This window comes from Parafrankia sp. BMG5.11, assembly GCF_004337455.1.
This window is the reverse complement of the sequence record NZ_SJXI01000058.1, coordinates 17,262-42,357: the sequence shown is the minus strand read 5'-3', so window position 1 is coordinate 42,357 and position 25,096 is coordinate 17,262. Positions and strand designations below refer to the sequence as shown.

At 73.4% G+C, this 25,096-nt stretch carries 15 protein-coding genes; 7 read left to right on the top strand and 8 right to left on the bottom strand.

Annotated elements, in window-relative coordinates:
• Window positions 1-21 precede the first annotated feature (21 nt).
• Together E0504_RS52470 and E0504_RS32945 are read right to left on the bottom strand one after the other, a co-directional pair.
• A complete protein-coding gene (locus E0504_RS52470; protein WP_243657729.1) occupies window positions 22-2,337 on the bottom strand; it encodes a class I SAM-dependent methyltransferase in 2,316 nt (771 codons plus the stop codon).
• Entirely contained in the window at window positions 2,334-4,925 is a 2,592-nt protein-coding gene (locus E0504_RS32945; RefSeq protein ID WP_071066287.1) for an HAD-IA family hydrolase, read from the bottom strand. The genes E0504_RS52470 and E0504_RS32945 overlap by 4 nt, the downstream gene beginning before the upstream one ends.
• Before the next feature lie 341 nt (window positions 4,926-5,266).
• Here E0504_RS32945 and E0504_RS32940 point away from each other — a divergent pair, with 341 nt between their 5' ends.
• From E0504_RS32940 to E0504_RS32920, 5 genes are all read left to right on the top strand, one after another.
• Window positions 5,267-6,199, top strand: a complete 933-nt coding sequence (locus E0504_RS32940) for an ABC transporter permease (protein WP_071066309.1) — start codon at window positions 5,267-5,269, stop codon at window positions 6,197-6,199.
• Window positions 6,199-7,455, top strand: coding sequence for an ABC transporter ATP-binding protein (locus tag E0504_RS32935; protein WP_071066288.1), 1,257 nt, complete (start codon window positions 6,199-6,201; stop codon window positions 7,453-7,455). Before E0504_RS32940 ends, E0504_RS32935 begins: the two co-directional genes overlap by 1 nt.
• 26 nt (window positions 7,456-7,481) lie before the next feature.
• Window positions 7,482-8,882, top strand: a complete 1,401-nt coding sequence (locus tag E0504_RS32930) for a glycosyltransferase family 2 protein (RefSeq protein ID WP_235014903.1) — start codon at window positions 7,482-7,484, stop codon at window positions 8,880-8,882.
• Window positions 8,879-10,528 (top strand): glycosyltransferase, encoded by a 1,650-nt coding sequence (locus E0504_RS32925; protein WP_071066289.1) that lies wholly within the window; start codon window positions 8,879-8,881, stop codon window positions 10,526-10,528. The genes E0504_RS32930 and E0504_RS32925 overlap by 4 nt, the downstream gene beginning before the upstream one ends.
• Before the next feature lie 64 nt (window positions 10,529-10,592).
• Window positions 10,593-11,732, top strand: a complete 1,140-nt coding sequence (locus tag E0504_RS32920; protein ID WP_165938683.1) for a glycosyltransferase family 1 protein — start codon at window positions 10,593-10,595, stop codon at window positions 11,730-11,732.
• 189 nt (window positions 11,733-11,921) lie between these two features.
• Here the strand turns inward: E0504_RS32920 and E0504_RS32915 are convergent, their stop codons facing one another.
• The 5 genes from E0504_RS32915 to rfbD all read right to left on the bottom strand — a co-directional run bounded on the left by E0504_RS32915 (window position 11,922) and on the right by rfbD (window position 19,001).
• The gene (locus E0504_RS32915; protein WP_243657728.1) at window positions 11,922-13,637 is read right to left on the bottom strand and encodes a hypothetical protein; all 1,716 of its coding nucleotides are present in this window, start codon (window positions 13,635-13,637) and stop codon (window positions 11,922-11,924) included.
• Between the two features lie 88 nt (window positions 13,638-13,725).
• On the bottom strand, window positions 13,726-14,583 hold the full coding sequence (locus E0504_RS32910; protein ID WP_131626528.1) for an NAD(P)-dependent oxidoreductase: 858 nt from the start codon (window positions 14,581-14,583) through the stop codon (window positions 13,726-13,728).
• A complete protein-coding gene (locus tag E0504_RS32905) occupies window positions 14,580-16,223 on the bottom strand; it encodes a hypothetical protein (protein WP_112108879.1) in 1,644 nt (547 codons plus the stop codon). Before E0504_RS32905 ends, E0504_RS32910 begins: the two co-directional genes overlap by 4 nt.
• Window positions 16,224-16,289: 66 nt before the next feature.
• The gene (metG, locus tag E0504_RS32900) at window positions 16,290-17,987 is read right to left on the bottom strand and encodes a methionine--tRNA ligase (protein WP_112108880.1); all 1,698 of its coding nucleotides are present in this window, start codon (window positions 17,985-17,987) and stop codon (window positions 16,290-16,292) included.
• Between the two features lie 108 nt (window positions 17,988-18,095).
• The gene (rfbD, locus tag E0504_RS32895; protein WP_112108881.1) at window positions 18,096-19,001 is read right to left on the bottom strand and encodes a dTDP-4-dehydrorhamnose reductase; all 906 of its coding nucleotides are present in this window, start codon (window positions 18,999-19,001) and stop codon (window positions 18,096-18,098) included.
• A 140-nt stretch (window positions 19,002-19,141) separates the two neighbouring features.
• Between rfbD and E0504_RS32890 the strand changes: the two genes are divergently transcribed.
• A complete protein-coding gene (locus E0504_RS32890) occupies window positions 19,142-21,184 on the top strand; it encodes a glycosyltransferase family 39 protein (protein ID WP_243657727.1) in 2,043 nt (680 codons plus the stop codon).
• Window positions 21,185-21,700: 516 nt separating this feature from the next.
• Here the strand turns inward: E0504_RS32890 and E0504_RS32885 are convergent.
• Window positions 21,701-22,771, bottom strand: coding sequence for a glucose-1-phosphate thymidylyltransferase (locus tag E0504_RS32885; RefSeq protein WP_112108883.1), 1,071 nt, complete (start codon window positions 22,769-22,771; stop codon window positions 21,701-21,703).
• 282 nt (window positions 22,772-23,053) lie between these two features.
• On the opposite strand from E0504_RS32885, the gene E0504_RS32880 reads away from it, so the two are divergent.
• Window positions 23,054-24,940, top strand: coding sequence for an LCP family protein (locus E0504_RS32880; protein WP_131626527.1), 1,887 nt, complete (start codon window positions 23,054-23,056; stop codon window positions 24,938-24,940).
• Window positions 24,941-25,096: the final 156 nt, after the last annotated feature.

The following is a 25,096-nucleotide window of genomic DNA, read 5'->3' as shown; positions in this document are numbered from 1 at the left end:
CAACCGCCACGGTTCGGAAGCCTAGTGCTCGGCGTCGGCAGATCCGGCAGATCCGGCCGGGCCGGTGCGCCCGGCCGCGGGGCGGTTGTTGCCGGATCCGTGGTCGGCGAGGCGGGTCAGGCCGGAGCCGAGCCGGGCGACGACGGCACCGCCGACGCGGCTGGCGGGGGAGCTCGCGGCGGACGGCGCGCCGGATCCTCCTGAGCCGCTGGACCCGCCACCGAGGCGGGACCGCAGCGCGGCGTTGGCGATCCGGGCCGCGGTGACCAGCTTCGGCTCGTCCGGGGATGCTGGCGCCCACGGCGGGCGGGGGACCTTGCGCGCGGCGGCCAGCTCCTGCTCGAGCTCGCTGATCCGGTTCAGCCGCTGCAGGTCACGGGCGGCGGCTTCGCTGCGCTCGGCGTCGATCCGGGCCCATTCCCGCTGCCGGGCGCGGGCAGCACCGACCGCGTCGTCCTGCAGCGCGAGGACACGCAGGTACAGGTCGACGCGGTTGCGCTCCATCCGGGCCAGCAGGGTGTTGGCGACCCAGGGGGCGAGCAGGTCGGCGGCGCGGCGGGCCCAGGGGGCACGGCGGTCGAGGATCACACCGAGGCCGAAGATCGGCGCGATGGTGAAGAAGCGCAGGTCGGGATGCTCTGCGACGAAGTCCTCGACGGCGGTGCGCACACCGTTGCGGGGGCCGCCCTCGGCCAGGGCCCAGGAGAACGCGCCCATGCCGCGGAAGCCCCGGCCGGGGACGGCGTCCGTCCTGTCGATCTCCACGCCGACGTCCCACGAGTTGGGCTGGCGCACCGACTCCGGGATGCGGTCGGGGGCGTAGTACTGGTCCCGGCGGCCGGCGGGCCATCCGACGTCGTGCAGGATCACCAGCGGGAAGTAGGAGCGGCCGAAGTCACGCACGGCGGTCTCGATCATCCCGAGCTCGCCGCGGACCGTGGCGTAGTTGTGGTCTCCGTCGATCAGATAGGCGTCGGTCGGGGCGTGGCCGTCGAGCGCCTCGGGGCTGTAGCCACGGATGACCTCGACGTCGAGACCACCGCCGGAGGACGGCGCGACGCCCGGTTCGGGGTCGATGACCAGCAGCCGCCCGCCGCCGCCCCGCCGCAGCAGGTCGACGAGCAGGGACGTCGTCACGCCGCTCTCCGAGCCGATCTCGGCGATGCTGCGCGCGCCGGATGCCTCCAGCAGCGGAACCCACATCTCGCGCAGGTCCGACAGTGAGTGCAGCAGCAGGGGGGCGAGTGTCTTCTCGGTGATCTCGGTGATCTCGGGGGCGTGGTCGCCGCCGTCGTAGGTGACAGCCGCGAGCTCGGCGAAGCTGTCGCGCACCTCGACATCCGTCCCCGCGGCGGCGGGTGCGCGCCCGCCTGCCCCGCCTGCCCCGGCATCACCCGACTCGCTGCCGGCTGGCGCCTCGCCACCCGGGGCGGTGCCGCCTGGGGCGGTGCCACTCGGGGCTGCGTCTTCCGGGGCTGCGTCTTCCGGCGTCACGTCACTCGACGCGGCCTCACCGCGGGTGCCGCCGCCCGGTGCCCGGAGTTCGGGGCCGGCCGGCGAGGCGCCACCTGAACCCGGCCCCGGCACACCGCCGCCGCTCGCGGCGGAACGACGTGGCGCGGTCCCGGCGCTGCCACGCCTTCCTCCAGCCAGTGGATCCGACCCACCCGCGAGCACGTCGAACGTCGCGGAGCTCCCCGGAGAGACGACGTAGCCGGACGAGACGGGAGCGGTCGGGCTCCCCGGCGGCCCAGGTCGTTCCGCGGCGGTTGCCGGCGGCCCGGGGGTGACCGGCGGCCCGGCGGCTACCGGTGGTCCAGCGGTGCCCGATGGTCCGGACGGCCGCGACGACACAGGTCCGGTCGGCCGCTCGCCGGGCGCCGAGGCCGGGGCCGCCTCGGGGGGCGGCACCGAGCGCGGCGTGAAGAGCGAGGACGGGGGCAGCGCGGTCGGTGGCGGCGTCGCCGAGGGCCGCACGGACGGACGCTGCTCGGCCGGGGTCCGCGGCAGCGCCGCCGGCGGCACCACGGTCGGCGGCGGCACCACGGTCGGCGGCGGCGCGGCACTCGCGGGCGGCACCGCGCTCCGCGGCGTGGACTGCCCCGGGCCGGAGGCACCGCGTTCGGACGAGCGGCCCGGCCAGGCCACCGTCTGGTCTGTCGACGGGCGGAACCAGCGGCCGGCCGCGTCGACCCCGCCCGGCTGGCCGGCGGGGTCGTCCTGGCCCTGGGCCGGCTGCCTCCCGGCATCCCGCCCCAGAGCCGCACGGTCCCGGCTGTCCGCACGGTCCCGGCCGGTCCCGTCGGTGTCCTCCGGGCCGCCGGGCTCGGACGTCATCGCAGGCCGCCCAGCTCGCGACGGATCTTGCGGGCGGCGCGGACAGGCAGGCCGGTGCGGGCGACACCGGCCGTGCGCACCTGAAGCGGGTCGGCCCGGATCCCCAACCAGCCGAAAGCCATCTCGACCTCGATCGCGTACGTTCCGCCCAGCGTGGGCTGGGAGGTGAAATCGATCGTGTAGATGATCTGGGGATCGTCGCCGACGATCTCCAGCAGGTTGGCCTGCAGCAGGCGGACCCCGACCAGCGCGATCTGCTGGCCGGCGAGGTCGTCCAGCGACGTGACGGTCACCTTGTACGGCTCGACGGCGTTGTGCAGGTGGAACGAGATCGTCAGCCAGTCGAGACGGAGCAGGCCGCGACGGCCGGCCGGGTCGATGCGCACCCGCCGGACGCCGACCCCGTCGATGCGCAGGCGCACGATCGACATCCCGTCCCGGCCGGAACGGGTGACCGCGGTCTCCTTCTGCCCGTGGACGAAGTCGGTGCCGGTGTCGACGTACACCTCGACGGGGCCGGCCGCGGCCTCCGGGGAGACCTCCTCGGCGGGCACCCCGGCCGCGGCCGCCAGGCCGCTGATCACCGCGAGCGACCGGTTCGCGACCCCGGCCACGCCCGCGGGCCAGTACAGCTCCCGCATCGTGATCTTCTCGACGTCCGCGGGGGTCAGGTAGGGCATCCGGCGGACCAGCTCGGGCGGGAGCAGGCCCTCGGTGGAGTCGGAGCCGAAGTTGTCGTCGTGCGCCCAGGCCCCGAACGCCGACGCCTCGGCCGCGGTGGGACGGGAGACGAACCGGGTCAGCGTCCGCAGCGACGCGTGCCGGGCCCCGGGCTCGGACAGCGACGGCATCGCCGTCTCCGAGCGCCGGTAGCGCAGCCATTCCCGCTGGAAGGCGAGGATGCCGTCCTGGACGGCGGTCCGCTGGGCGACCTGGGTCCGCGACGTCCGGTCGATGCTCAGGACGGGCCGGCCGTCGTCGTCGAAGGAGACCAGCGAGCCGATGTCGGGCATACAGAGCTGTTCGAGCACCTCGGGGCTGCGCATGAGCTGGTTGGCCATCAGCTCGGGCTGCCCGCCGGAGGCCGCGTAACCCTCGATCTGCAGGCCGGCGAGGCGGTGCGTGCCGGCGGCGGCGTTCGTCGCCATGTACAGGCCGACGACGTCGAACTCGCGCCCGGTGGAGGCGAGCAGCCGGGCGAGCAGCGCCTGGATGGTGCCGCCCCAGCCCAGGTCGACCAGCACGATGCGGCCCGAGTCTGGCAGCTGGGTGTCGAGGTACTGGACGTAGCGGTCACGCAGCCGGCCGGCGGTCAGCACGATCTCGCTGCGGATGCGCTCGTCGGAGCACAGCGCCTCAAGGGTGTCGTCGAGCAGGCCGGGGACGTCGAGCCGGCGGTCGGTGAGCGAGGAGATGCCGGCGACGTTGTCGATGGCCACCCCGAGCTGGCGCAGCAGCTGGCCGACGCTGGGCGCGTGCCGGCGGACGAGGAACCCGCGCAGCTCCTCGGGGCTGCCCTCGAACACGTTGGCCAGCGCGCAGACCTGCCGGGACGCCCACAGCGTCGAGGTGGTCACCCCGGCGTCGGCGCCCGGGTCGGCGATCAGCCGGGAGAGGAAGTCACCCTCCCGCATCAGGCAGTAGATGTGGTCGGCGCCGTGGTCTCCGGTGCGTTCCACCGCCCAGTCGGCGAACCCGGTGAAGACCGGACCGAACACCGTCGCCCCGGACTCCCAGTAGCGCCGCAGCCCCGGCGGGACGGCGGCGGCGTCCGCCCGGTGCAGCGAGCGGGCCCGCAGCGCGGTCATGCCGTAGTCGCCGTTGGCGGCGTCGAGGGGGGTGTCGTCCCCGGGGCCGGTGAGCAGGCCCTCCAGCTCGATCGTCGCCTTCAGCGAACCCGAGTACTTCGGGTAGTGGATGGCGACCAGCCCGTGCTCGCGGGCGCTCTCCACGTCCGCGACCGGGTGGTCGCCGAGGTGGACGACCCGCGAGGGCTGCAGGTTCGAGGCCGCCAGCATGTGCCGGAACAGCCCGTCGCTCTTACTGATCCCCGAGTCGGAGGAGGTGAAGATCTGGGTGAACGGCACCCCGGCGAGCTCCGGGCGGCTGAGCAGCCGCTCGAGCTGGGCGGCCGAGAAGTATGTGTCGGAGAGCAGGTAGACCGGCAGGCCGAGCTTGGTCATGGCGAGCTCGGCGAGCTCCACCACGGCCAGGTCGGCGCGGCACAGGTCCCGCTCGACGGCGAGCTCGACGTCCATCAGGTCGCCGATGCTGCCCGCCCCGGGCAGCGCGGGGACGAGAACCTGCCAGATCTCGTCCAGGCGCACCTCGTGGGTGCCGCGCACCTCGTGCGAGTGCAGCCTGGCCTTGTGCTCGGCGAAGACCCGCAGCCGGGCGAACTCGCCCGGCGTGACGCCGGACGGCAGCTGGCCGAGGTCGGCCAGCCGGTGCCCCAGGGTGATGAACGCGTGAACCGGCTCGGGCACCATGCGCCAGAGCAGAGTGTCGAATACGTCCAGAGTCAGGGCCTGCGCACCGCCCGACTCCAGATGCGACCAGACCTCGCGAAGTCGGACGTCGGTGAACACTGCCCGCCCCCTCCAGGCGACCGGGTCCCCGGTCACCTCTTCTGGGCCGGCCAGGCGCCCGGCGGGAACATGCGGCTCGGGTACGAGACGCGGTGTTCGGGTCGTGGCGGCTGCCGGCCGGAGCCAGATAGACGGGTCGATACTATGAACCACCCTGGAGGTGGCAGTCACCGGACTGGGGGCATCACCTCTCGGGCGGGTGCGCGGTACGGTCTACGGCCATCGTCACGAACCCGAGTTGACGACACTCGAGGCCAACCGGTGACGGTTGCGCTGGGCGGAGGAGGGGCCGAGCACGGTGCGGGTCCGAGATGCACGCCCGACGCGGGGAGAAGCAGGCCATGTCGAGGGTGGCTGATCTGTCCACGCTCCCGAAACCGGAGCCGACGCGCGGCGCTCCGGCGAACCGTCCGCGCGGGTCCGGTGCGCGTCACGTCGACCATCGCAGCCGTGCGCAGACCCGGGTCCGCTGGGAGCTGCTGCGAAACCTGATCCGCAAGGACCTGAAGGTCAAGTACAAGGGGTCGTCGCTCGGTTTCGCCTGGTCACTGGCGAATCCGCTGCTCCTCCTGGCCGTCTACACCTTCGTCTTCCAGGTCGTTCTGAAAAGTGGGATCGACAACTTCGGCTTCTATCTGATGTCGGGACTGCTGGTCTGGAACGCGTTCTCAGGCAGTGTCTCGGCCGCCTGCGGCGCCGTGGTGGGCAATGCCAACCTGGTGAAAAAGGTGCGCTTCCCGCTGCTGGTGCTGCCGCTGTCGGCGGTCGGCTTCTCCGCGGTGCACTTCGCGCTCCAGCTCGCGGTGCTCTTCGTCGTCATGCTGGGGTTCGGCTACAGCCTGCTCGGGCCGGAGCTACTGCTGCTGATCCCGGCCGGCGCGGTGGCTCTGCTGTTCACCGTGGCGCTGTCGGTGCTGGTGTCCGCGCTCAACGTCCGTTACCGCGACACCCAGCACCTGCTGGACGTCGCCCTGCTCGCCTGGTTCTGGATCAACCCGATGGTCTACGCGTTCGGCCTGATCGAGAACAGGCTGAACGAGTGGACGTGGGTGTACATGCTCAATCCGATGGCGGTCGTCGTGACCACCTTCCAGCGGGCGATCTACGATCCGCCCGAGGGGAACTCGACCGGCTCGGCGCCGATCCTTGCCGATCTGGGGTACCGCTACTACCTCGAACACCTGGCGATCGCCGGGCTCATCTCGCTGGCCGTGCTGTGGCTGGGGCTGCGAGTGTTCCGGCGGCTGCAGGCCGACTTCGCCGAGGACCTCTAGTGCCGTCGCAACCGCTCGCCCCGCCCCCGATGCAGCCCGCGCAGCCGGCCGCCGTCGTGCCGTCGGCACCACCGGCGCCGGGCGCGCCGGTGGTCATCCGCGCCGCCGGCGTCGGCAAGAAGTTCGTCGCCTACCACAAGCGCGCCACCAGCCTGAAGGAACGCTTCGTCCGGCGGGACACGACGAGCGGCGAGGATTTCTGGGCGCTGCGCGACATCGACGTCGAGATCGGCCGCGGGCAGACGGTGGGACTCGCCGGGGCGAACGGCTCGGGCAAGTCGACGCTGCTCAAGGTACTCGCCGGCATCCTGCGCCCGACCCACGGCAGCGTGTCCGTCAGTGGTCGGATCGCGTCCCTGCTGGAGCTGGGCGCGGGGTTCAACGGCGAGCTCTCCGGCCGGGACAACGTCTACCTCAACGCGTCCCTGCTCGGCCTGTCCAAGCGCGAGATCGACCGGCTCTTCGACTCGATCGTCGACTTCTCCGAGCTGCGCCACAAGATCGACGACGAGGTGAAGCACTACTCGTCCGGCCAGTACGTGCGCCTCGGCTTCGCCGTGGCCGTGCACGTCGACCCGGACGTCCTGCTCGTCGACGAGGTGCTCGCCGTCGGCGACGAGGCGTTCCAGCGCAAGTGCCTGGCCAAGATCGCCCAGTTCCGCGACGAGGGCCGGACGATCCTGTTCGTCACCCACTCCCTCGACCTGATCGAGAACATGTGCGACCGGATCCTGGTGCTGGAGTCCGGCGGCCTGATCTTCGACGGGCAGCCGGTCGTCGGGACGAAGCTGCTGCGCCAGCGGCTGGGCAGCCTGCCCGCGGACAGTCCGATCCCCTTCGACCTGGCGCCGGTGAAGCCGACGGCGGTGGCGTTCAGCCGCAACCCGGGCGGGCCGACCGAGGTGCAGTACGACCCGGGTGAGCAGCTCACGGTCAGCGTCGAGCTCGACCTCACCGACAGCGCGCCGCAGTACGTCTACCTGCACGTGGAGATCATGGGGCAGGGCGAGATACCGATCTGGATGATGGAGACCCCGCCGGGCGGGGTCAGTCCCGGCCCGGGGACCGCCGTGGTGGACTTCGTCGTCCCCCGGCTGCCCGAGCTGCTGGGGGCGTTCGCGATCAACGTCCGGGTGTCGGACGCGGCCACCGGCCAGCCGGTGACGGTACGGCGCTTCGAGGAGCTGTTCGGGGTCAGCGGCCCGCAGGTCGCCGGGCTGCTCAAGGTCGACTACGAGGCGAGGCTGCGCCGATGACGGACCGGGCGACGAGCAACGGGGCGATGACCACCATGGCCATGAACGTGGCCATGACGGGCCAGGCGGCACCCGAGCCGCTCGCCACGATCGTCATCGTGAACTGGAACGGTGCCCACCTGCTCCCGCCCTGCCTGGACGCCGTCGCCAAGCAGGACGCGCCGTTCACCTTCGAGACGCACGTGGTCGACAACGCCTCGGCCGACGACTCGCGCGAGGTGCTGGCACAGCGCTACCCGTGGGCGAAGCTCGTCCCCTCGGACCGCAACCTCGGCTTCGCCGGCGGCAACAACCTCGCCCTGCGGGGTGTCACGACCCCGTACGCGGTACTGCTGAACAACGACGCGATCCCCGAGCCGGACTGGCTGGCCCGGCTGCTGGCCCCGTTCGCCGAGCCGGGCGGCAACCGGCTCGGCGCCGTCACCGGCAAGGTCGTGTTCCTCCCCCGCTTCCTGCGGCTGACCCTGTCGACGCCCACCTTCTCGCCGGGGCCGCACGACCCGCGCGAGCTGGGCGTCCGGGTGAGCTCGGTGACGGTGAACGGCCGCGAGGCGCTGCGTGAGGTGCTGTGGGAGAAGCTCACCTTCGGCGCCGAGGGCCCGGCGGACGCGCCGTTCTTCTGGACCCGCGGCGAGGGTGAGCTGTGCGTGCCGGTGCCCGAGGGCGGCCCGGTCACCATCGGCCTCGCCTGGGCTGCGGACACCGCCAAGCAGGTCACCCTGGGCTGGGCCGGCGCCGGTGACACCACCGCGACGCGCACGCTGCCGGTGGGCACCGAGCCGTCCACCGTGTCGTTCACCGTGGACGAGGGCGCCCCGCGCGTCGATGTGATCAACAACGTCGGCGGGATCGTGCTCACCGACGGCTACGGCGCCGACCGCGGCTACCAGCAGATCGACACCGGCCAGTTCGACAACCCCGAGGAGGTCTTCACCGCCTGCGGCAACGGCATGGCGATGCGGACCGAGCTCGGCCAGGCGCTCGGCTGGTTCGACGACGACTTCTTCCTCTACTACGAGGACACCGACCTCTCCTGGCGCATCCGGGCCCGCGGGTACCAGATCCGCTACGTCCCGGGCGCGGTGCTGCGGCACGTCCACTCGGCGTCGAGCGTCGAGTGGTCCCCGCTGTTCGTGTTCCACACCGACCGCAACCGGCTGCTGATGCTGACCAAGGACGCGACCGTGCGCACGGCCGTCTCGGCGGTCACGCGCTACCCGCTGACCACCGCGTCGATCGCCGTGCGGACATGGCGACAGGCACTGCGCTCGCGCAGCCGCCCGGCGGTGCGGCCCACCGTGCTGCGGGTTCGGGTCTTCGCCTCCTACCTGCGGCTGCTGCCGGCGATGCTGCGCCGCCGCCGGGAGATCGGCGCGACCGCCACCGAACGCCGGGTCAGCCTGCAGAGCTGGCTGGTGGAGCGATGACCACGCCCGGCTCCGGGGAGCCCGCGGCAACCGACCAGCCGGCGACCGATCCGGCGACGACCGTGGAGCCGGTGGCACCTGGCCCGCCGGTCGCGCCCGGGCTGCGGGCGGCGGTCTACAACCGCTTCTGGCACTCGATGGGCGGCGGCGAGCGCCACAACGGCATGATCGCGCAGGTGCTGGCCGCGGACGGGCTCGACGTCGACCTGATCGGGCATTCCGACGTCGACCTCGACGCGCTCGGCAGCCACCTGGGCCTGGATCTCTCCGGCTGCCGGTACCGGCGGCTGCCGGACCGTGGCGAGGACGCGATCGCCGCGCTGTCCGAGTCGTACCACCTGTTCGTGAACGGCTCGTACATGAGCCGGCTCGCCCCGCGCTCGCCGCGGTCGGCCTACCTGTGCTTCTTCCCGACGCCGTTCGACCACGACATGGCCGCCTGGCGCAAGGCCGCGGTGCGCACCGCCGGCCCGCTGCTGCGCGGGGTGAGCCCGGCCGTCAGCTTCGGGCAGGGCTGGTACCCGCCCGAGGGCGGCCGGCGCCGGCAGTGGACGTGGACGAACGGCGAGGGCATCCTGGCCGTCAACCCGGGCGGCGGGCGCACCCTGCGCGCGGACATCGGGCGTCCCGGGGCGAGCGGGGCCGTGCGGCTGCGGGTCGTCGACGCGGACGGCACCGTCCTCGCCAAGCTCCAGATCGACCAGGCGTTCGCGCCGTTCGAGGTAACCCTGCCGTCGTCGACCGCCGGGACGGAGCTCACCTTCGTCAGCGACGTCTTCTCCCCCGGGCCGGCGGACGTCCGCGAGCTCGGTGTGGCCGTCAGCCGGCCGCGGGTCACCGACGCCGACGAGGGGCCGCTGGAGCGGATGGCGCTGCGTTTCCCCTGGCTGCTGCGCGACCCGGCCGACCTCGGCTACCTCGAGGGCTACGACACCGTGATGGCCAACTCCGAGTACACCCGGGGCTGGATCCGGCGGATGTGGCGGCGGGACTCCGACGTGCTGTTCCCGCCGATCCAGGTCGACCGGCTCACCCCGGCGCCGGAGCGCGAGAAGGCCGTCATCACCGTCGGCCGGTTCTTCGCCCCCGGCCTCGGCCATGCCAAGCGGCAGCTCGAGATGGTGCAGTGGTTCGCCGAGCTGTACCGCTCCGGTGCGCTGCCCGACTGGCGGATGTACGTCGTCGGCGGATGCGAGGACTCGCAGAAGCCGTACGTCGAGCAGGTCCGCGCCGCCGGGGCGGGGGTGCCCGTCGAGGTCCTGCCGAACGCCCCGCGCGCCGAGGTGGAGCGGCTGCTGTCGACCAGCTCGGTCTTCTGGTCCGCGACCGGCTACGGCGAGGACGACCGCAAACGTCCCTGGACGGCGGAGCACTTCGGGATGACGACCGTCGAGGCGATGGCCGGCGGCTGCGTGCCCGTGGTCATCGACCGCGCCGGGCAGCGCGAGATCGTCCGGCACGGGGTGGACGGCTACCGCTGGACCGGCCCGGAGCAGGTCGCCTCGTTCACCCGCCGGCTCGCCGCCGAGGACGGGCTGCGCTCCCGGCTGGCCGCCGCCTCCGTGCAGCGGGCCCAGCAGTTCTCCGACGCCGCGTTCGCCGAACGCTGGCACGGCATCGCCGAGCAGCGCCGGCTCTACTCCTGACCGTGGACCCCCTCCTGAGCACGCACTCACTCCTGAGCACGGACTCCTGACCACGGTGCCGAAGCTGCGCGTCGTCCTCGACGGAACCCCGCTGCTCGGGCCGCGCACCGGCGTCGGCCGATACACGGCGGCGCTGCTGGCCGGCCTCGTCGAGCTGCCCGGGGCGGATCTCGACGTGGCGGCCACCGCCTTCACCTGGCGCGGCGGGGCGGGGCTCGACGCCGCCCTGCCCGCCGGGGTCCGCCCGGCGGCGCGCCGCGTCCCAGCGCGGCTGCTACAGGACGCCTGGACACGCTCGGAGCGCCCGCCCACCGAGTGGCTCACCGGGCGGGCGGACATCGTGCACGGGACGAACTTCGTCCTCGGCCCGCTGTCATCGGCGCGCGGTGTGCTGACCGTGCACGACCTGTCGTACCTGCGCACCCCGGACACGGTGTCGGCTGCCTCCGCGCGCTACGCGACGCTGGTGCCGCGCGGGCTGCGCCGCGCCGCCGCGGTGCTCACCCCCAGCCGCGCCGTCGCCGACGAGGTGATCGCCGCCTACCGGCTCGACCCGGACATGGTCACCCCGACCCCGCTCGGCGTCGACGCCGCCTGGTTCGACGCCGCTCCCCCGGCCCGCGGCTGGCTCGCCGCGCGCGGGCTGCCCGAGCGGTACCTGCTGTTCGTCGGGTCGGCGGAGCCGCGCAAGAACCTGCCGGTGCTGCTGGAGGCGCTGCGCCGGCTGCGCGCCGACGCGCCCGACACCCCGCCGCTGGCGCTCGTCGGCCCGCCCGGCTGGGGCCCGACGCTCGACACCTCGGGCCTGCCCGCGGACGCCGTCGTCACCGTCGGCTACCTCGACGACGCCGAGCTGCGCTCCGTGGTCGCCGGCGCGGCCGCGCTGTGCTTCCCGTCCCGCTACGAGGGCTTCGGGCTACCGCCGCTGGAGGCGCTGGCCGCCGGTACCCGGGTCGTGGCCGCCGACATCCCCGCGGTGCGCGAGGTGGTCGGCGCCGCCGCCGGTGTCCGCCTGGTCATCCCCGGCCGGTGGGACGTCTTCGCCGACGACCTCGCCGGAGCCCTCGGCGCCGCGCTCACCGAACCGACCGACACCGCCCAGGCCGCCACCCAGGCCGCCGCCGGCCGTGAGCACGCCCGCGCGTTCACCTGGCGGCGCACCGCCGAGCTGACCGCCGCCGTCTACCGCCGCGTCGCCGGCTGAGTCCCCCGCCACCCCGGTACCCCCATCACCCCGACGCGCCGGGGTGACGCCCCCGTGCGCCGGGGTGGCCTGCTCGCCGTTTGGTGCCTTTCTCGCCCTTTCGGAGCGAATTTCGCCGGGAATGCTGCCTCAAACGGCGAGGAAGAAACCAAACGGCGAGGAGCCGAGCATCAGAAAACGCGGTGTTCGCTACCTCGGGTAATCGGCTACCTGCGGAACCGGATCGGAGTCCTCCAGCGGTCGAGCACCCTCCGGCTGCCGATCAGCACTGACCCGGGCCGGACGCTTCGTCCTCTTTCGAGATTCCGCGGCGCCCAGCATGGCCATCGAAAGGCCGATCAGGCTTACTCCGAGCGCGCCCAGCACAGCCAGGACGCTCAGTAACACGAGGGCACCATCCGGGCCGACGGCCGTCGCCGCGAGCGCGTCGTGCAGCCGGCCGAGGACATTCCGCCCGGCGAGCTGCGGATCACGCCGAGCCAGCTCACGGCCGAGCATGACCACGACGGTGATCCCGAGCGCCGTGACCAGAGCGGACGTCGGCAGACCGCGTCGCGCGGCCGGGAGCGCCGAGCACGCGCCGGCCAACGCTACGGCCAGCAGAGGCAACGCCGGCAGCAGGTAACGGGTGAAGGGAGCGCCCCCGGCCGCGACGAAACCGACCAGCGTCGCGCCCGCGACCACAGCCTGCGCGATCGCGACAAGCCAGCACAGCACGCCCACCGCGGTACTCCACCGGCCGCTGTCGCACCGGCCACGGCCGCTGTCGCGCCGGAGGTTCCTGGCCGCGCGGACGGCCGCGGCGAGCAGTCCGACGACCGTGACCAGGCCGACGCAGACGGCCATCCACCGGGCCGCGCCGGTCAGCAGGGCCTGGCGGCCGAAGAAGCCGCGGTAGACGAACCACCAGAAGTCACCGGAGGTGAGGACCTCGCGCACCGACCGCGGTTCCGCTCCGGCGGGGAACATGTCGGCGATCAGCCCGGTGGCCGTCGGATCGCCGTAGAGCCTGATGTTGCGCAGGTAGAACCATCCGGCGACCAACACGGTGAGCGCGGCCGTCGCGACGGCGGCGGCGACTCCCAGCAGGAGGGTGCGGGCCCGCTCGGCGCGGGCCCAGCCCGGCGCGCCGCGGCCCAGCACGAACGCGACGCCGACCGCCGGCACGAGAACCGCGGCGGCCAGCGCGCCGCTGGCCCGGCTCAGCGCGGCCGCCGGGATCAGCAGCGCCAGCAGGACCAGAGTGCGCGCCGACGGCCCGCGCCGGGCGAGCGTGAGCGTCGCCACCGTCGCTCCGGTGATCAGCGTGACGGCGAGCGCGTCGTTGTAGACCTGGCCGGCGACCGCGACGAACCCACCGATCACAGCGGTGAAGGCCGCCGCGGCGACCGCCAGGTCGGGCCGGGTGGGCAGCAGGGCCCGGGCCAGTGCCGCCGTGGCCACCAGGGCGCCGATCCCGATCGCGAGGTTGAGCAGCCGCGCCCCGTAGAAGCCGGCCAGCGGATGCCCCGCGGCCCGGCCACCGCCGAGCGGGACGGCCTCGAGCAGGTAGAACAGCGGCGGATGGTTCGCCGTGTAGACGAGGTCGAAGTTGCTCAGCCCGCCGGGGCGTCGGGCGCAGGCGGGCAGGATCGCCACCTCCCGCAGGTCGATCGCGGCCCGCGCCTCCTCGGGGGGCACCCGGCAGCCGGCCGGCAGCCCGGACATGCCCGGGACGGCCGCGCGCACGGCGGTGTCCAGCTCCGGCAGCCGGCCGTCGGCGACCTCGAGGGCGTAGGCGGTGTGCTGCGCCTCGTCGGCCCCCGCGAACGGGGCGGTCGCGAACGCGGTGAGCAGGCCGACGGAGCCGAACAGCAGGCCCGCGCCGGCCACGCCGAGCACCAGCCAGCGCCGCCGCGGGTCCACCCGGAACCAGCCCGAGCGGCGCTCACCCGGACTCGACCGGAACCAGCCTGAGCGGCGCCCACCCGGGACGGCTCCGGGTGGGGCGGGCTCAGGCCGGGTCGGGCACATCCGCGGCGGCCAGCGCGGCGAAGTCGTGCTCGGCGTGGCCGGCCCGGGTGGCGGCGGCGGTGAGGGCCAGGGTCGCCTCGGCGATCGGCAGCCGTCCCGCGACCGACTCGGTGGCCAGCCGGACGTCCTTGGCGAGCCCGGCCACGGTGAAGGCCGGCGTGGAGTAGTCGCCCGACTCCAGCATCGCCCGCTTGTACTCGACGATGAATCCCAGCGGCCCGGCGGCGAGCTCGGACAGCAGCAGGCTCCGGTCGACGCCGAGCGCGGTGCCGTAGCGGAGCACCTCGGCGGCGGCGGCCGTCGCCTCGGCCAGGCCGAGGTTGAACACCGTCTTGAGCGCGCTGGCGGCACCGACCGGCCCGACATGGTCGATGCGCCCCGGGTCGCCGAAGGTCTCGAGGATCCCGCGGGCCGCGGCGAGATCGGCGTCGGCGGCGCCCACCAGGACGCGCAGGGTGCCCGCCTCGGCCGGCCCGATCGTGCCGATCACCGGCGCGTCCAGGTAGCGCAGGCCCGCTGCCAGGGCGACGCTGCCCTGCTCGCGGGCGGCCGCGGGGCCGACCGTGGTGCAGTTGATCACAAGCAGGCCGGGCGGCGCGGCGGGGATCACCGCGGCGAGGACATCCGCCGCCGACGCCGGGTCGAACAGCATCAACACGCAGGCGTCCGCGCCGCGCACCGCGGCCGCCGGGTCGGCCGCCTCGCTGGCGCCGCGGGCCGTCAGCTCGCCGGCGCGCCCGGGTGTCCTGTTCCAGACGGCCAGCTCGTGCCCGGCGGCCAGGATGTGGTGGGCCATCCGGACGCCCATCCGGCCCAGGCCGAGAAACGCGACCTTCACGCGATACCTCCCTCGTTGACGCTCCCGCCGCGGTCGACCGGCCGCGGTCGAAGCACCCGCGCCAGCCCGGCCGCGCCGAGCAGCGCGGCCGGGGCGAGCAGGCCGACGACCGATCCCAGGTAGCGGTAATCGAACGCCGAGGTCAGGGAGCTTAGGAGCAGGGTGGACAGGCTTGCTCCCCCGAGCAGCCAGAACAGCCGACCGGGGCCGGCGCGCCCGCGCGCCCGCCCGACGATCTGAGCCAGCAGCCCGGCGAGCAGACCCAGGCCGACCAGGGGCATCGGCCCGTAGCCCAGCCGGGAATAGAAGGCGAGCAGCTCGACCGGAGGGTCGTTCAGCCGCGCGACGGAGAAGTACCCGTCGGCGGCGTGCGGGCCGTCCGAGACGAGGCGGTTGGTGCCCGTCCGGGGCAGCTCCCAGGTGTCGGCGCGGCTCGTGAGCCTGTTCTCGTACGGGACGGGCGAGAAGTACCCGGCCAGGTAGCGGGCGGTCGAGGTGACCATCGTCCAGGGCTGCTCGCGGATCACGCGCCGGGCGAACTCGCCGGCGAGCTCCTCGCGACCCGGTGGGACCAGGTCGTTGCCCTGGCGCAGCGGCGAGTCGTCCGGCCAGAGGTAGGTCACCGGGGAGCCGCGCTCGCCGACCGGGCGCGGGTCGCACAGCGACAGCAGGTCGGGATCGTCGGGCAGGCGGGCGCAGTCGGCGAACGGGGCGACCCGGCCGTACAGGAAGAACCCCGAGTGCGCGGTGACGGTGAAGCCCTTCCCCTGCCCCGCGCTCCACGCCGAGTACGCGACGACCGGGACGGCCGCTCCCAGGACGAACGCGAGCACGGCCCCCGCCGCCACGACCGCCGCGTGGGCCCGCCGCCAGTGCGTGACAGCCAGGACGACGGCACCGGCCGCGCCCACCGCGAGCGGGCCGTAGCCGACCGTGCGGACGGTGAGGCTGGCGCCGAGCAGCAGCCCGGCGACGGCGAAGCGCCACGCGGCCGGCCGGCCGGGCCAGGCCAGCAGCACGAGCCCGCCGAGGACGAGCGTCCCGAACAGGCTGTCGGCCAGGACGAACTGGCCGAGGTCGAGCACCCAGGGGGCCAGCAGTGCCGGTACCGCGACCACCGCGGCCGGCCAGCCCCCGGTGCGGCCGGCCGCCGCGACGGGACCGTGCCGCTCGAACAGCTGACGCGACGCCGCGTAGAGGGCGACCCCGGCCAGCAGGGCCGCCGCGTGCTGCACGACCACCAGCCGGGTCAGGTGGTCGGGGGCGCCGATGACCCGCAGGAACATCGGGTAGCCCGACGGCCGCCAGTCGCCCGCCCACAGCCGGTTGGTGGCCTGGTCGAGGTAGGCGGGCGAGTCGCCGTAGTAGAAGAGCGCGGGCCGGTAGGCCAGCAGGACGGCGGCCCGGGCCCCGACGGCCAGCGTGAGCAGGATCAGGAAGGCGGCATGGCGCCGCACGAAGCCCCAGCGGCGCGGCGCGGCGGACGGCCGATCCGCGCGCCACCGATCCTCACGATGAGGTCGCGAATTGTGACGATCAGGCTGGGCAGGGTCGGGCTGTAGCGGTAGGTTCCCCGCCGCCGGCCCGGCCTGGGAGGGTGGCGTGCCCAGGACGGGCGGCGGGCCCGATGAGCTCGCCATTGCGCCACAGTCTCCCAGGCCGGTCCGACGCGTTCGGCGGCGCCCCCGGCACGGCGGCCGCCCAGGTCAGGCGTGGGCGTCCAGCGAGGCCTTGTCCAGCGCGCCGACGTCCAGCTTGGTGAACAGGCCGCCGGACCACGCGAGGCGACGACCGGCCGGGACGGGCCGGCGCTCCCAGCCGTCGAGGTCGATGCCCAGCACCTCGGCCACCCGGGCCGAGCTGAACGGCAGGAACGGGGCCAGCGCGGTGGTGATGCCGGAGATCGCCTGGATGGAGACCGCAAGGCTGCGCGCCGCGGCCGCCCGGTCGACCTTGACGGTCTTCCACGGCTCCTCGCGGTAGAGGTAGGCGTTCACCTCGGCGGAGATCTCCATCGCCGCCCGCAGCGCCGCCCGCTGCTCGACCTTGCCCAGCAGCTCGCCGACCCGGACGAGGCCGGCGTCCACCGAGTCGAGCAGCGCCGCGTGCACGCCGTCGAGCTCGCCGGTCTCCGGCAGCTCGCCGTCGAAGAACTTGTTGATCTGGGCGAGGACCCGGTTGACGAGGTTGCCCCAGTTGGCGATCAGCTCGTCGTTCACCCGGCGGATGATGTCCGCGTCCGAGATCTCGGTGTCGTTCTGCTCGGGCAGCACCGAGGCCAGGGCGAAGCGCAGCGCGTCCGGCTGGAGCAGGTCGAGGTACTCGCGCACCCCGCGCCCGATGCCCGCCGACTTCGACGCCTTCGCCCCGCCGAAGGTGACGTACTGGTTCGCCGGGACGTCCGTCGGCAGGTTCAGGCCGCCGTAGCCGATCAGCATCGCCGGCCAGATGACGGTGTGGAAGGGGATGTTGTCCTTGCCGACGAAGTAGTACGCCGCCGCCTCGGGGTCCTCCCACCAGGCCCGCCACGCCTCCGGATCACCCGTGGCGGCCGCCCACTCCTTGCTCGCCGACAGGTAGCCGATCACGGCCTCGAACCAGACGTAGAGCCGCTTGCCCGGACCGAGCTCGTCGGTCGGCAGCGGGACGCCCCAGTCCAGGTCCCGGGTGATCGCGCGGTCGTGCAGGCCGTCCTTGACGAACTGCACCGACCAGTTCAGGACGTGCCGGCGCCAGCCCTGGCGGGTCTGCAACCAGTCGAGAAGCTGGTCGGCCAGGCCCGACAGCCGCAGGAAGAAGTGCGTCGTCTGGCGCATCTCCGGGACGGCCCCGGTCACCTTGCTGCGCGGGTCGATCAGCAGCTCCGGGTCGAGGGTGCGCCCACAGTTCTCGCACTGGTCGCCGCGCGCCTGCTGATACGAGCAGTGCGGGCAGGTGCCGACGACGTACCGGTCGGGCAGGAAGCGCCCCGCGTCGGGGTCGTAGAACTGCGAGGTCTCCTTGGCGTAGATGTAACCGGCCTCGCGCAGGCGGGTGAACACGTCCTGGGCGACCGCGCTGTGGTTGTCCGTCCGGGTGCTCGTGAAAAGGTCGAAGCTGATCCCGAGCTCGGACCAGATGCGCAGGAACTCCGGGTGGTACCGGTCGACGATCTCCTGCGGGGAGACGCCCTCCTCGTCCGCCCGGACCGTGATCGGGGTGCCGTGCGCGTCGGACCCCGAGACCATCAGCACCCGGTTGCCCGCCATGCGCTGGTAGCGGGCGAAGATGTCCGCGGGCAGGTAGGCGCCGGCGATGTGCCCGAGATGCGGTGCCCCGTTGGCATACGGCCACGCGACGGCGACAAGGACGGGACGGCTGCCGTGCCGCGCCGCCGTGTCGGGAGTCTGAGTGCTCACAGCCATCAAGCTACCCGCTGGACGTCAGCCGAGATCGGCACCGACGACGAGTGCCCGGCTTGGTCGAGGGCCGGGCGGCCCGTGGCCGTGGCAGTGGCCGTGGCAGTGGCGGTGTCAGCCCCGCAACTCGGCGCCGAACTCGGCAAACGCGGCGGCGAAGCCGTCGTCCCAGGAGCGCAGCGGCCGCAGGCCGGCGTCCAGCCAGGACCGGGCCGAGAGCACCGAGTAGGCCGGCCGGCGCGCCGGGCGGGGGAACTCTTCCGTCGTCGTCGGCCTGACCTTCGCCGGGTCCTGGCCGAGCGCGGCGACGATCGCGCGGGCGAAGCCGTACCAGGTCGTCTCCCCGGACGCGGTGCAGTGGTACACCCCGGGCGCCGGGCGCGCGGTGACCAGGTCGAGCAGGCCGGCGGCGAGGTCGGCCGACCAGGTCGGGCTGCCGTGCTGGTCCGCGACGACGGCGAGCTCGTCGCGCTCCCGGGCCAGCCGGGCGATCGTCTTCACGAAGTTGCCGCCGGTACGCCCGTACACCCACGCCGTCCGCACGACGTACGACTCCGGGCAGAGCGCCAGGACGGCCTCCTCCCCCGCGAGCTTCGTCCGGCCGTACACCGACACCGGCGCCGGCGGGTCGTCCGTCTCGTAGGGCTTGGTCGCGTCACCGTCGAAGACGTAGTCGGTGGAAAGGTGGACGAGCGCCGCGCCGGCCTGGGCGCACGCGGCGGCCAGGTGGGCCGCGCCGGTGGCGTTCACGGCGTACGCGCCCGCCTCGTCCGACTCGGCGCCGTCCACGTTCGTCCAGGCGGCGGTGTTGATCACGACGAGCCCGCCCTGGATCTTCGCCGGCCGGGCCTGGTCGGCGATGACCGCGCGCACCTGGGCCGCGTCGGCGAGGTCGAGCTCGGATCGGGCGAGCCCGCACCAGGCCCGTACTCGCGGGTTGTCAACCTGCGACTGAGCGTCGAGGAGACGACACAGGTCGCTACCGAGCTGTCCACCGGCACCAGTGACGAGGATGCGCACCCCGCGAGTCTGGCAGACGTATACGAACAGCCGGCGACACCCCGACAGTGACGTCGCCATCACGCGCAGTCGGCCGGACCGGTACCGACCGGCCCGAGAAGGGTGCGGCTACCCTGATCCCGGTGACGCCCGAGACGCCAATGACCGAAAAGCCCGACCTGCGCGAGGATCAGCCCCGCAGGTCAGGCGGCCCGGCCGGCGCGGGCACCGAGGAGGCGACAACCGCCTTCAGGGAAGAGTCAGCTGACCTCGACGCGCCTCCCGGCCCGGACGTGCCAGCCGCACGGGCCACTCCGGTGCCAGCCATCCCGGTACCGGCCCCGTCCGCCGGACCAGTGGCGTCCGCACCGACCCCGACCCCGACACCGACACCGCCCGCGCCCGCGTCGGACGTGCCCGCACCAGGCGTGGCGGCGTCCGCGGCCCGGTCTCCGCGGCGACCGCGGCGCGTTCCGGTGATCGTCCTGCTCATCACCGCACTGCATGTGGCCCTGCTCGTGACCTACTCGTTCGTGTACACGACCTGGGCGGGCTACGACGAGGCCCAGCACGTCGACATGGTCTACGGCCTGCAGCACGGGGCCGGCTGGCCGGCACCGGGCGAGAAGATGATCGCCACCGGGGTCGCGGCGACATCCGACGACTTCGACCGCGGCCGGTTCCAGGACATGTTCCAGTCCGGCGGCAAGCGGCGTGGCTCCCCGTCGTTCGCGGAGATCGCCCCCACCCCGCGCGACGCCCGGCAGTCGTTCGACGAGCTCGGCGGGCCGACCCCGGTGGACGACGGCCGGCTGTCCAACCAGATGATCCAGCATCCGCCGCTCGTCTACGCGATCGGAGCCGGCCTGCTGGAGGCACTGCCCGGCTCCGAGAACTGGGCCTACGACCAGCAGGTGCTGGTCCTGCGGCTGCTCAACATCCTGATCGTGGCCCCGCTGCCCCTGCTGGCCTGGGCCGCGGCGCGCCGGTTCGGCCTGCGCGGCCCGCTCGCCACCGCCGCGGCGGCCCTTCCGCTGGCGATACCCGGGTTCACCAGGGTCGGCGCGACCTTCAACAACGACGGCATCCTCATCCTGGCGACCGGTGCCCTCACCGTGGTCCTGGCCGGGGTCGTACGCGGCGACCTGCGCAGGCGGACCGCGCTGTGGGCCGGCGTCTGGTTCGGCGTGGCCATGCTGTCCAAGGCGTTCGCCTTCGCCCTCCCGTTCACAATCGCCGCCGCCTACCTCGTCGGCTGGCTCCACACCCGGCGAGCCCGGACGTCCGCAGCTACAGCCGGCTCCGAACCCGAACCCGGAGCCGAGTCGGTTCGGGGCGGGCCCCGGGGCCGGCTGCCGGTGCTGCCGGCGGCGATCGCCGTCGGGCTCGGGCTGGCCATCGGCGGCTGGTGGTGGGTCCGCAACTACCTGCTGTACGACGCCCTCCAGCCGAACGGCTGGGCGACGAACCCGCCGCGCCGCGAGCCTCTCCTGCTCCCCGACTCGTTCCTCACCTGGTTCTGGTACTTCGTCCGGACGATGATCAGCAGGTTCTGGGGCGGTCTCGGCATGTTCGAGCCACCGCAGCTCTCCCCGGTCACGATCGTCGCCGCCACAGTGGTCACGACCGCGCTGTGCGCCCTCGCCGTGATCACTGCCGTCCGTCGCGCCCCGTCCCCCGCCGGGACACCCGCCGGGACACCCGGTTGGCAGGCTCGACTGGCTCGGCTGGCGGCGCCGCTGGTGCTGCTCACCCCGGTTGCCTTCGCGTACCTGATGGTCGGGCAGCGGAGCTGGGCCGAGTACGAGCGCTACACCCGCGGCATCGCCGTCCAGGGCCGCTACCTGTACCTGGGAATCGTCGGCCTCGCGGTCGTCGCGGTCGCCGGGCTCGGCCGGCTGTTGGGCGCGCGTGCCCGGTGGGCGCCGGTGCTCATGCTGGTCGGCGGGCTCGTCATGCAGGCCCTCGCCCTGCTCGCCGTGTGCAGCTACTACTGGCTGCCGCGCCAGGTCTCCTTCACTCCCGCCCGCATCCCGGACGTCGTCGCCGCGATCTCCCGCTGGGCCCCACTCCCCGTGGGCGTCACCATCACCGTCGTCGTCGGGACGGCACTGTTGTGGATCATCGCCCTCGCGCTCACCCTCATCCCGGCCCTGCGCCACCGCACCCCCGCCGACGCCACCGCCAACACCCCCGCCAGCTGACCGCCGCCCGCCAGGGCAAACCGAACCAGCTGATCCGCACCGACCCAAGGCCTCGGGGCTCGGAGGTCGAGGGCGGGTGCGCGGGCCTTGGAGGTCTGTGCGCCGGGGGTCGGAGTTCATGGGTCGACCGCGAGGGAGCCAGGTGTCGAGGCGGTCCCGCCCTCACGAACAGCAAGCCTGGTGTCGACCTGGTCCCACCCCAGGCCAGCCAGGTGTCGACTCAGTCCCACTCGCACGAGCAGTGAAGCCACAGCCCGCGCCGCCACCACCATCACACGGCCAGACCGCGATCTATCGGGCAAAATCCCCGCACACCCGGGTGGCCTGCTCGCCGTTTGGCATCCTTCTCGCCCTTTCGGAGCGAATTTCGCAGGAAATGCCGCCCGAAACGGCGAGAAAGAAGTCAAACGGCGAGTAGCCGAGCACCAGAAACGGACCGGGGCCTCCACCGTCAGTCCGCCAGCCGACGCTCGGCCGGCGGCGGGCAGGCCGGGCGGGAGTCGGGTCCTTCTGCTGCTAGCTGGTCGCGACCGAGACCCTGGAGTGGTCGCCGATCATCAGGCGGTGCGCCTTGGGGAGAGCGCTCGACGGTACGACCTCGGCGTCCCGCCCGATCAGGGAGTCCTCGATGCGGCCGATGCCGCGGATGGTGGCCCGCTCGAGCACGATCGAGTACTCGATCTCGGTTCGTTCGACGACGCACGAGTGGTAGATCGAGGTGAAGGGGCCTACGTAGGTGTCGACGAGCCGGGTGCCGCGGCCGATGATCGCCGGGCCGCGCACCGTCGAGCGCACCAGGGACGCACCCTCCTCGATCACCACCCGGCCGACGATGGTGCTGTGCTCGTCCACGGTGCCGTGGATCGCGGGCTCGATTGACTCGAGGATGTGCCGGTTGGTCTCCAGCATGTCGTCGAGCCGGCCGGTGTCCTTCCAGTAGCCCTCGACGAGGTGCGGCGCGACGTCGTAGCCGCCGTCCACGAGCCACTGGATCGCTTCGGTGATCTCGAGCTCGCCGCGTCCTGAGGGCTTGATCGAGCGGACGGCCTCGTGGATCGCGAGACCGAACATGTAGACGCCGACGAGCGCGAGGTCGCTCGGCGGGTCGGCGGGCTTCTCGACGAGCCGGACGATCCGGCCGTCCGCGCCGAGCTCGGCGACGCCGAACGCCGAGGGGTTGTCGACCTTGGTGAGCAGGATGAGCGCATCGGAGGTGGTGTGGCGGAACTCCTCGACCAGCCCGGAGATCCCACCGATGATCATGTTGTCGCCGAGGTACATCACGAACGGCTCGCCGGCGAGGAAGTCCCGCGCGATGAGGACGGCGTGCGCCAGACCGAGCGGCGCCTCCTGGCGGATGTAGGTGACGGTGATGCCGAACTGCGATCCGTCACCAACCGCGTTCTCGATCTCGGCCGCCGTCTCGCCGACGATGATCCCGACATCGGTGATCCCGGCGCCGCGGATCGCCTCGAGCCCGTAGAACAGCACCGGCTTGTTGGCGACGGGCACGAGTTGCTTGGCGGAGGTGTGGGTGATCGGCCGAAGACGGGTCCCGGAGCCACCGGCGAGCACGAGTGCCTTCATGATCCGAAACCCTATCGTGGGTCGTTCCAGGAGACAGGCCCTGACTGAAAGTCACCAAAACGTGATGCACGCCACAGCCAGATCTCCACATCGACCTTCTCCCTCGACAAGTCCGCGCGGACGCCGACCCATGAGCGCTTACGCCGTCACGTTCCGGGTACGTTGAGTAACCAGGGGTGCGGGTCGCCGCCACCGCGGACCGGCGTGCCAGCCGTCCGACGGGCAGGCCGGTCGACCGACAGGCACGCCGAGATACCCGGCACACCACAGAGGGGGGACGCGGTGACCGGCGCTGGACCGCGCGCCTCGACAGGGCCTCGACAGGGGCCTGAGTCGCCCCGTACCGGCTCCGACCCCGCAGCGGGCGGGCGGCGCCGGCCGAGGTCACGGCCGCGCGCACGCTCGCGCCAGCGCGAGGTCACCCACGCGAACCAGGACGGGTCGGAGGCCGAGCTCACCGAACCGAGACCGAACCAGCGCCGCGGCGGCTGGGACAGGCTCCAGCGCCGGAACCCGGGCGAGGCCGGCTCGGACGCCCGAACCCGGGAGCAGCACCTGGAGCAGAGTCAGGACCACGCCCAGGACGGCGTTCACGACGACACCACCGACCACGACCACAGCACCGACCTCGGCCACGGCCACGGCCACGGCCACGGGTCAGGGTGGCTCCCGGGGTCGGCCGGTCGGCGGCGTGGCGTGGCGTCGCGGCTCGCCGTCGTCGTCTCCGCCATCCTGTCGTGCCTGATCTTCGCCTTCGCCGTCGGCGGGTTCGCCGTCTACGAGCACTTCGACCGCCAGATCAACCGGCTGCGGCTGAGCCTGGACGGCGACCGGCCCGCAAGCCCCGTCGAGGGGACGACCAACTTCCTGCTCGTCGGCTCGGACAGCCGGGCCGGCACCGGGGGCGAGTTCCAGCGCGGCGGCGAGGTCGCCGGCCAGCGCTCGGACACCACGATCCTCGCCCACCTCGACGCGAACGGGACGACGACCCTGGTGTCGTTCCCGCGCGACACCCTCGTGCGCATCCCCGGGCACGGCCGGGACAAGCTGACCCAGGCGATCTCCATCGGGGGCCCGGCGCTGCTGGTCCGGACCATCGAGAATCTCACCGACATCCGCGTCGACCACTATGTGTCGGTCGACCTCGCCGGGTTCCGCGAGATGACCGACGCGATCGGCGGGGTCACGGTCTGTGTGAAGGCGTTGCCGGACGGACGGCGGACGAACCTGCGTGACGAGTGGTCCCAGTGGCGGGGGCGGGTCGGCGAGAACCACCTGACCGGCGACCAGGCCCTCTCGTTCGTCCGCCAGCGCCACGGCCTGCCCGACAACGACTTCGACCGCATCCGCCGGCAGCAGCAGTTCATCGGGGCGGTCTTCCGCAAGGCCACCAGCGACGGCGTGCTGACGAACCCGGCCCGGCTGGAGAACCTGATCAGCGCGGTGACGCGGGCCCTGACCATCGACGACGGAACGGACATCGAGGATCTCCGGCTGCTCGCGAAGCGGATGGGGTCGATGAGCTCCGACCAGATCAGGTTCGTGACGATCCCCGTGCACGCGCCGTCGCCGGCCGAGGGCGGGAACGCGCTCGGCGAGCTGCCCCGGTTCGGTTCCGTGCAGCTTTACGACCAGGCGCAGCTGGACGCGTTCCTGGCGCCGCTGCGCGGCCGGGACGGCACCAGCCCGACGGCCGTCCCCACCCCGCCGGCGTCGCCCCCGGGCGAGGTCTCCGTCGACGTGTTCAACGCCGCGCGGGTCGGGGGGCTCGCCGCGGCCGTGCGCAGTGACCTCGCCGGTCTCGGGTTCCGCGTCGGAACCCCGCGGGACTGGCCCGCCGGCTCGCTGCAGACCAGCGAGGTGCGGTACGGGCCCGGCGGCGAGGCGGCGGCGCGCGCCGTGCGGGCCGTCGTGCCCGACGCCAGGCTTGTCCGCGACGACGACCTGGCCGACCGGATCTCCCTGGTGCTGGGCGAGTCGTTCGAGAAGGTGGACGCGACCGGCGTCCCCGCGGCCGGGGCCCGAGCGGTCTCCGGTATGCGCCCGTCGGCACCGGGCAGCGCCTCGACGGGGTCCACGGGCCCGGCGGGCTCGACCCTGTTCGGAGCCCCCACCAGGCCGACCGCCCCGGTGACGGCGACCGAGCTGACCACCGGCTGCACGTACTGACCGGCGGCACCTCCTGACCGGCGGCGCGCCGATCCGGCCGTGGGCGCCCTCTATCCGCGGGCCGCCCACGGCGCCGGCGAACGGCGCGAATGTGCGGGGCGTCACACACCACCCTCGGATCACCCCAAACAACCACCGGCCATCACCGGGCGTCTG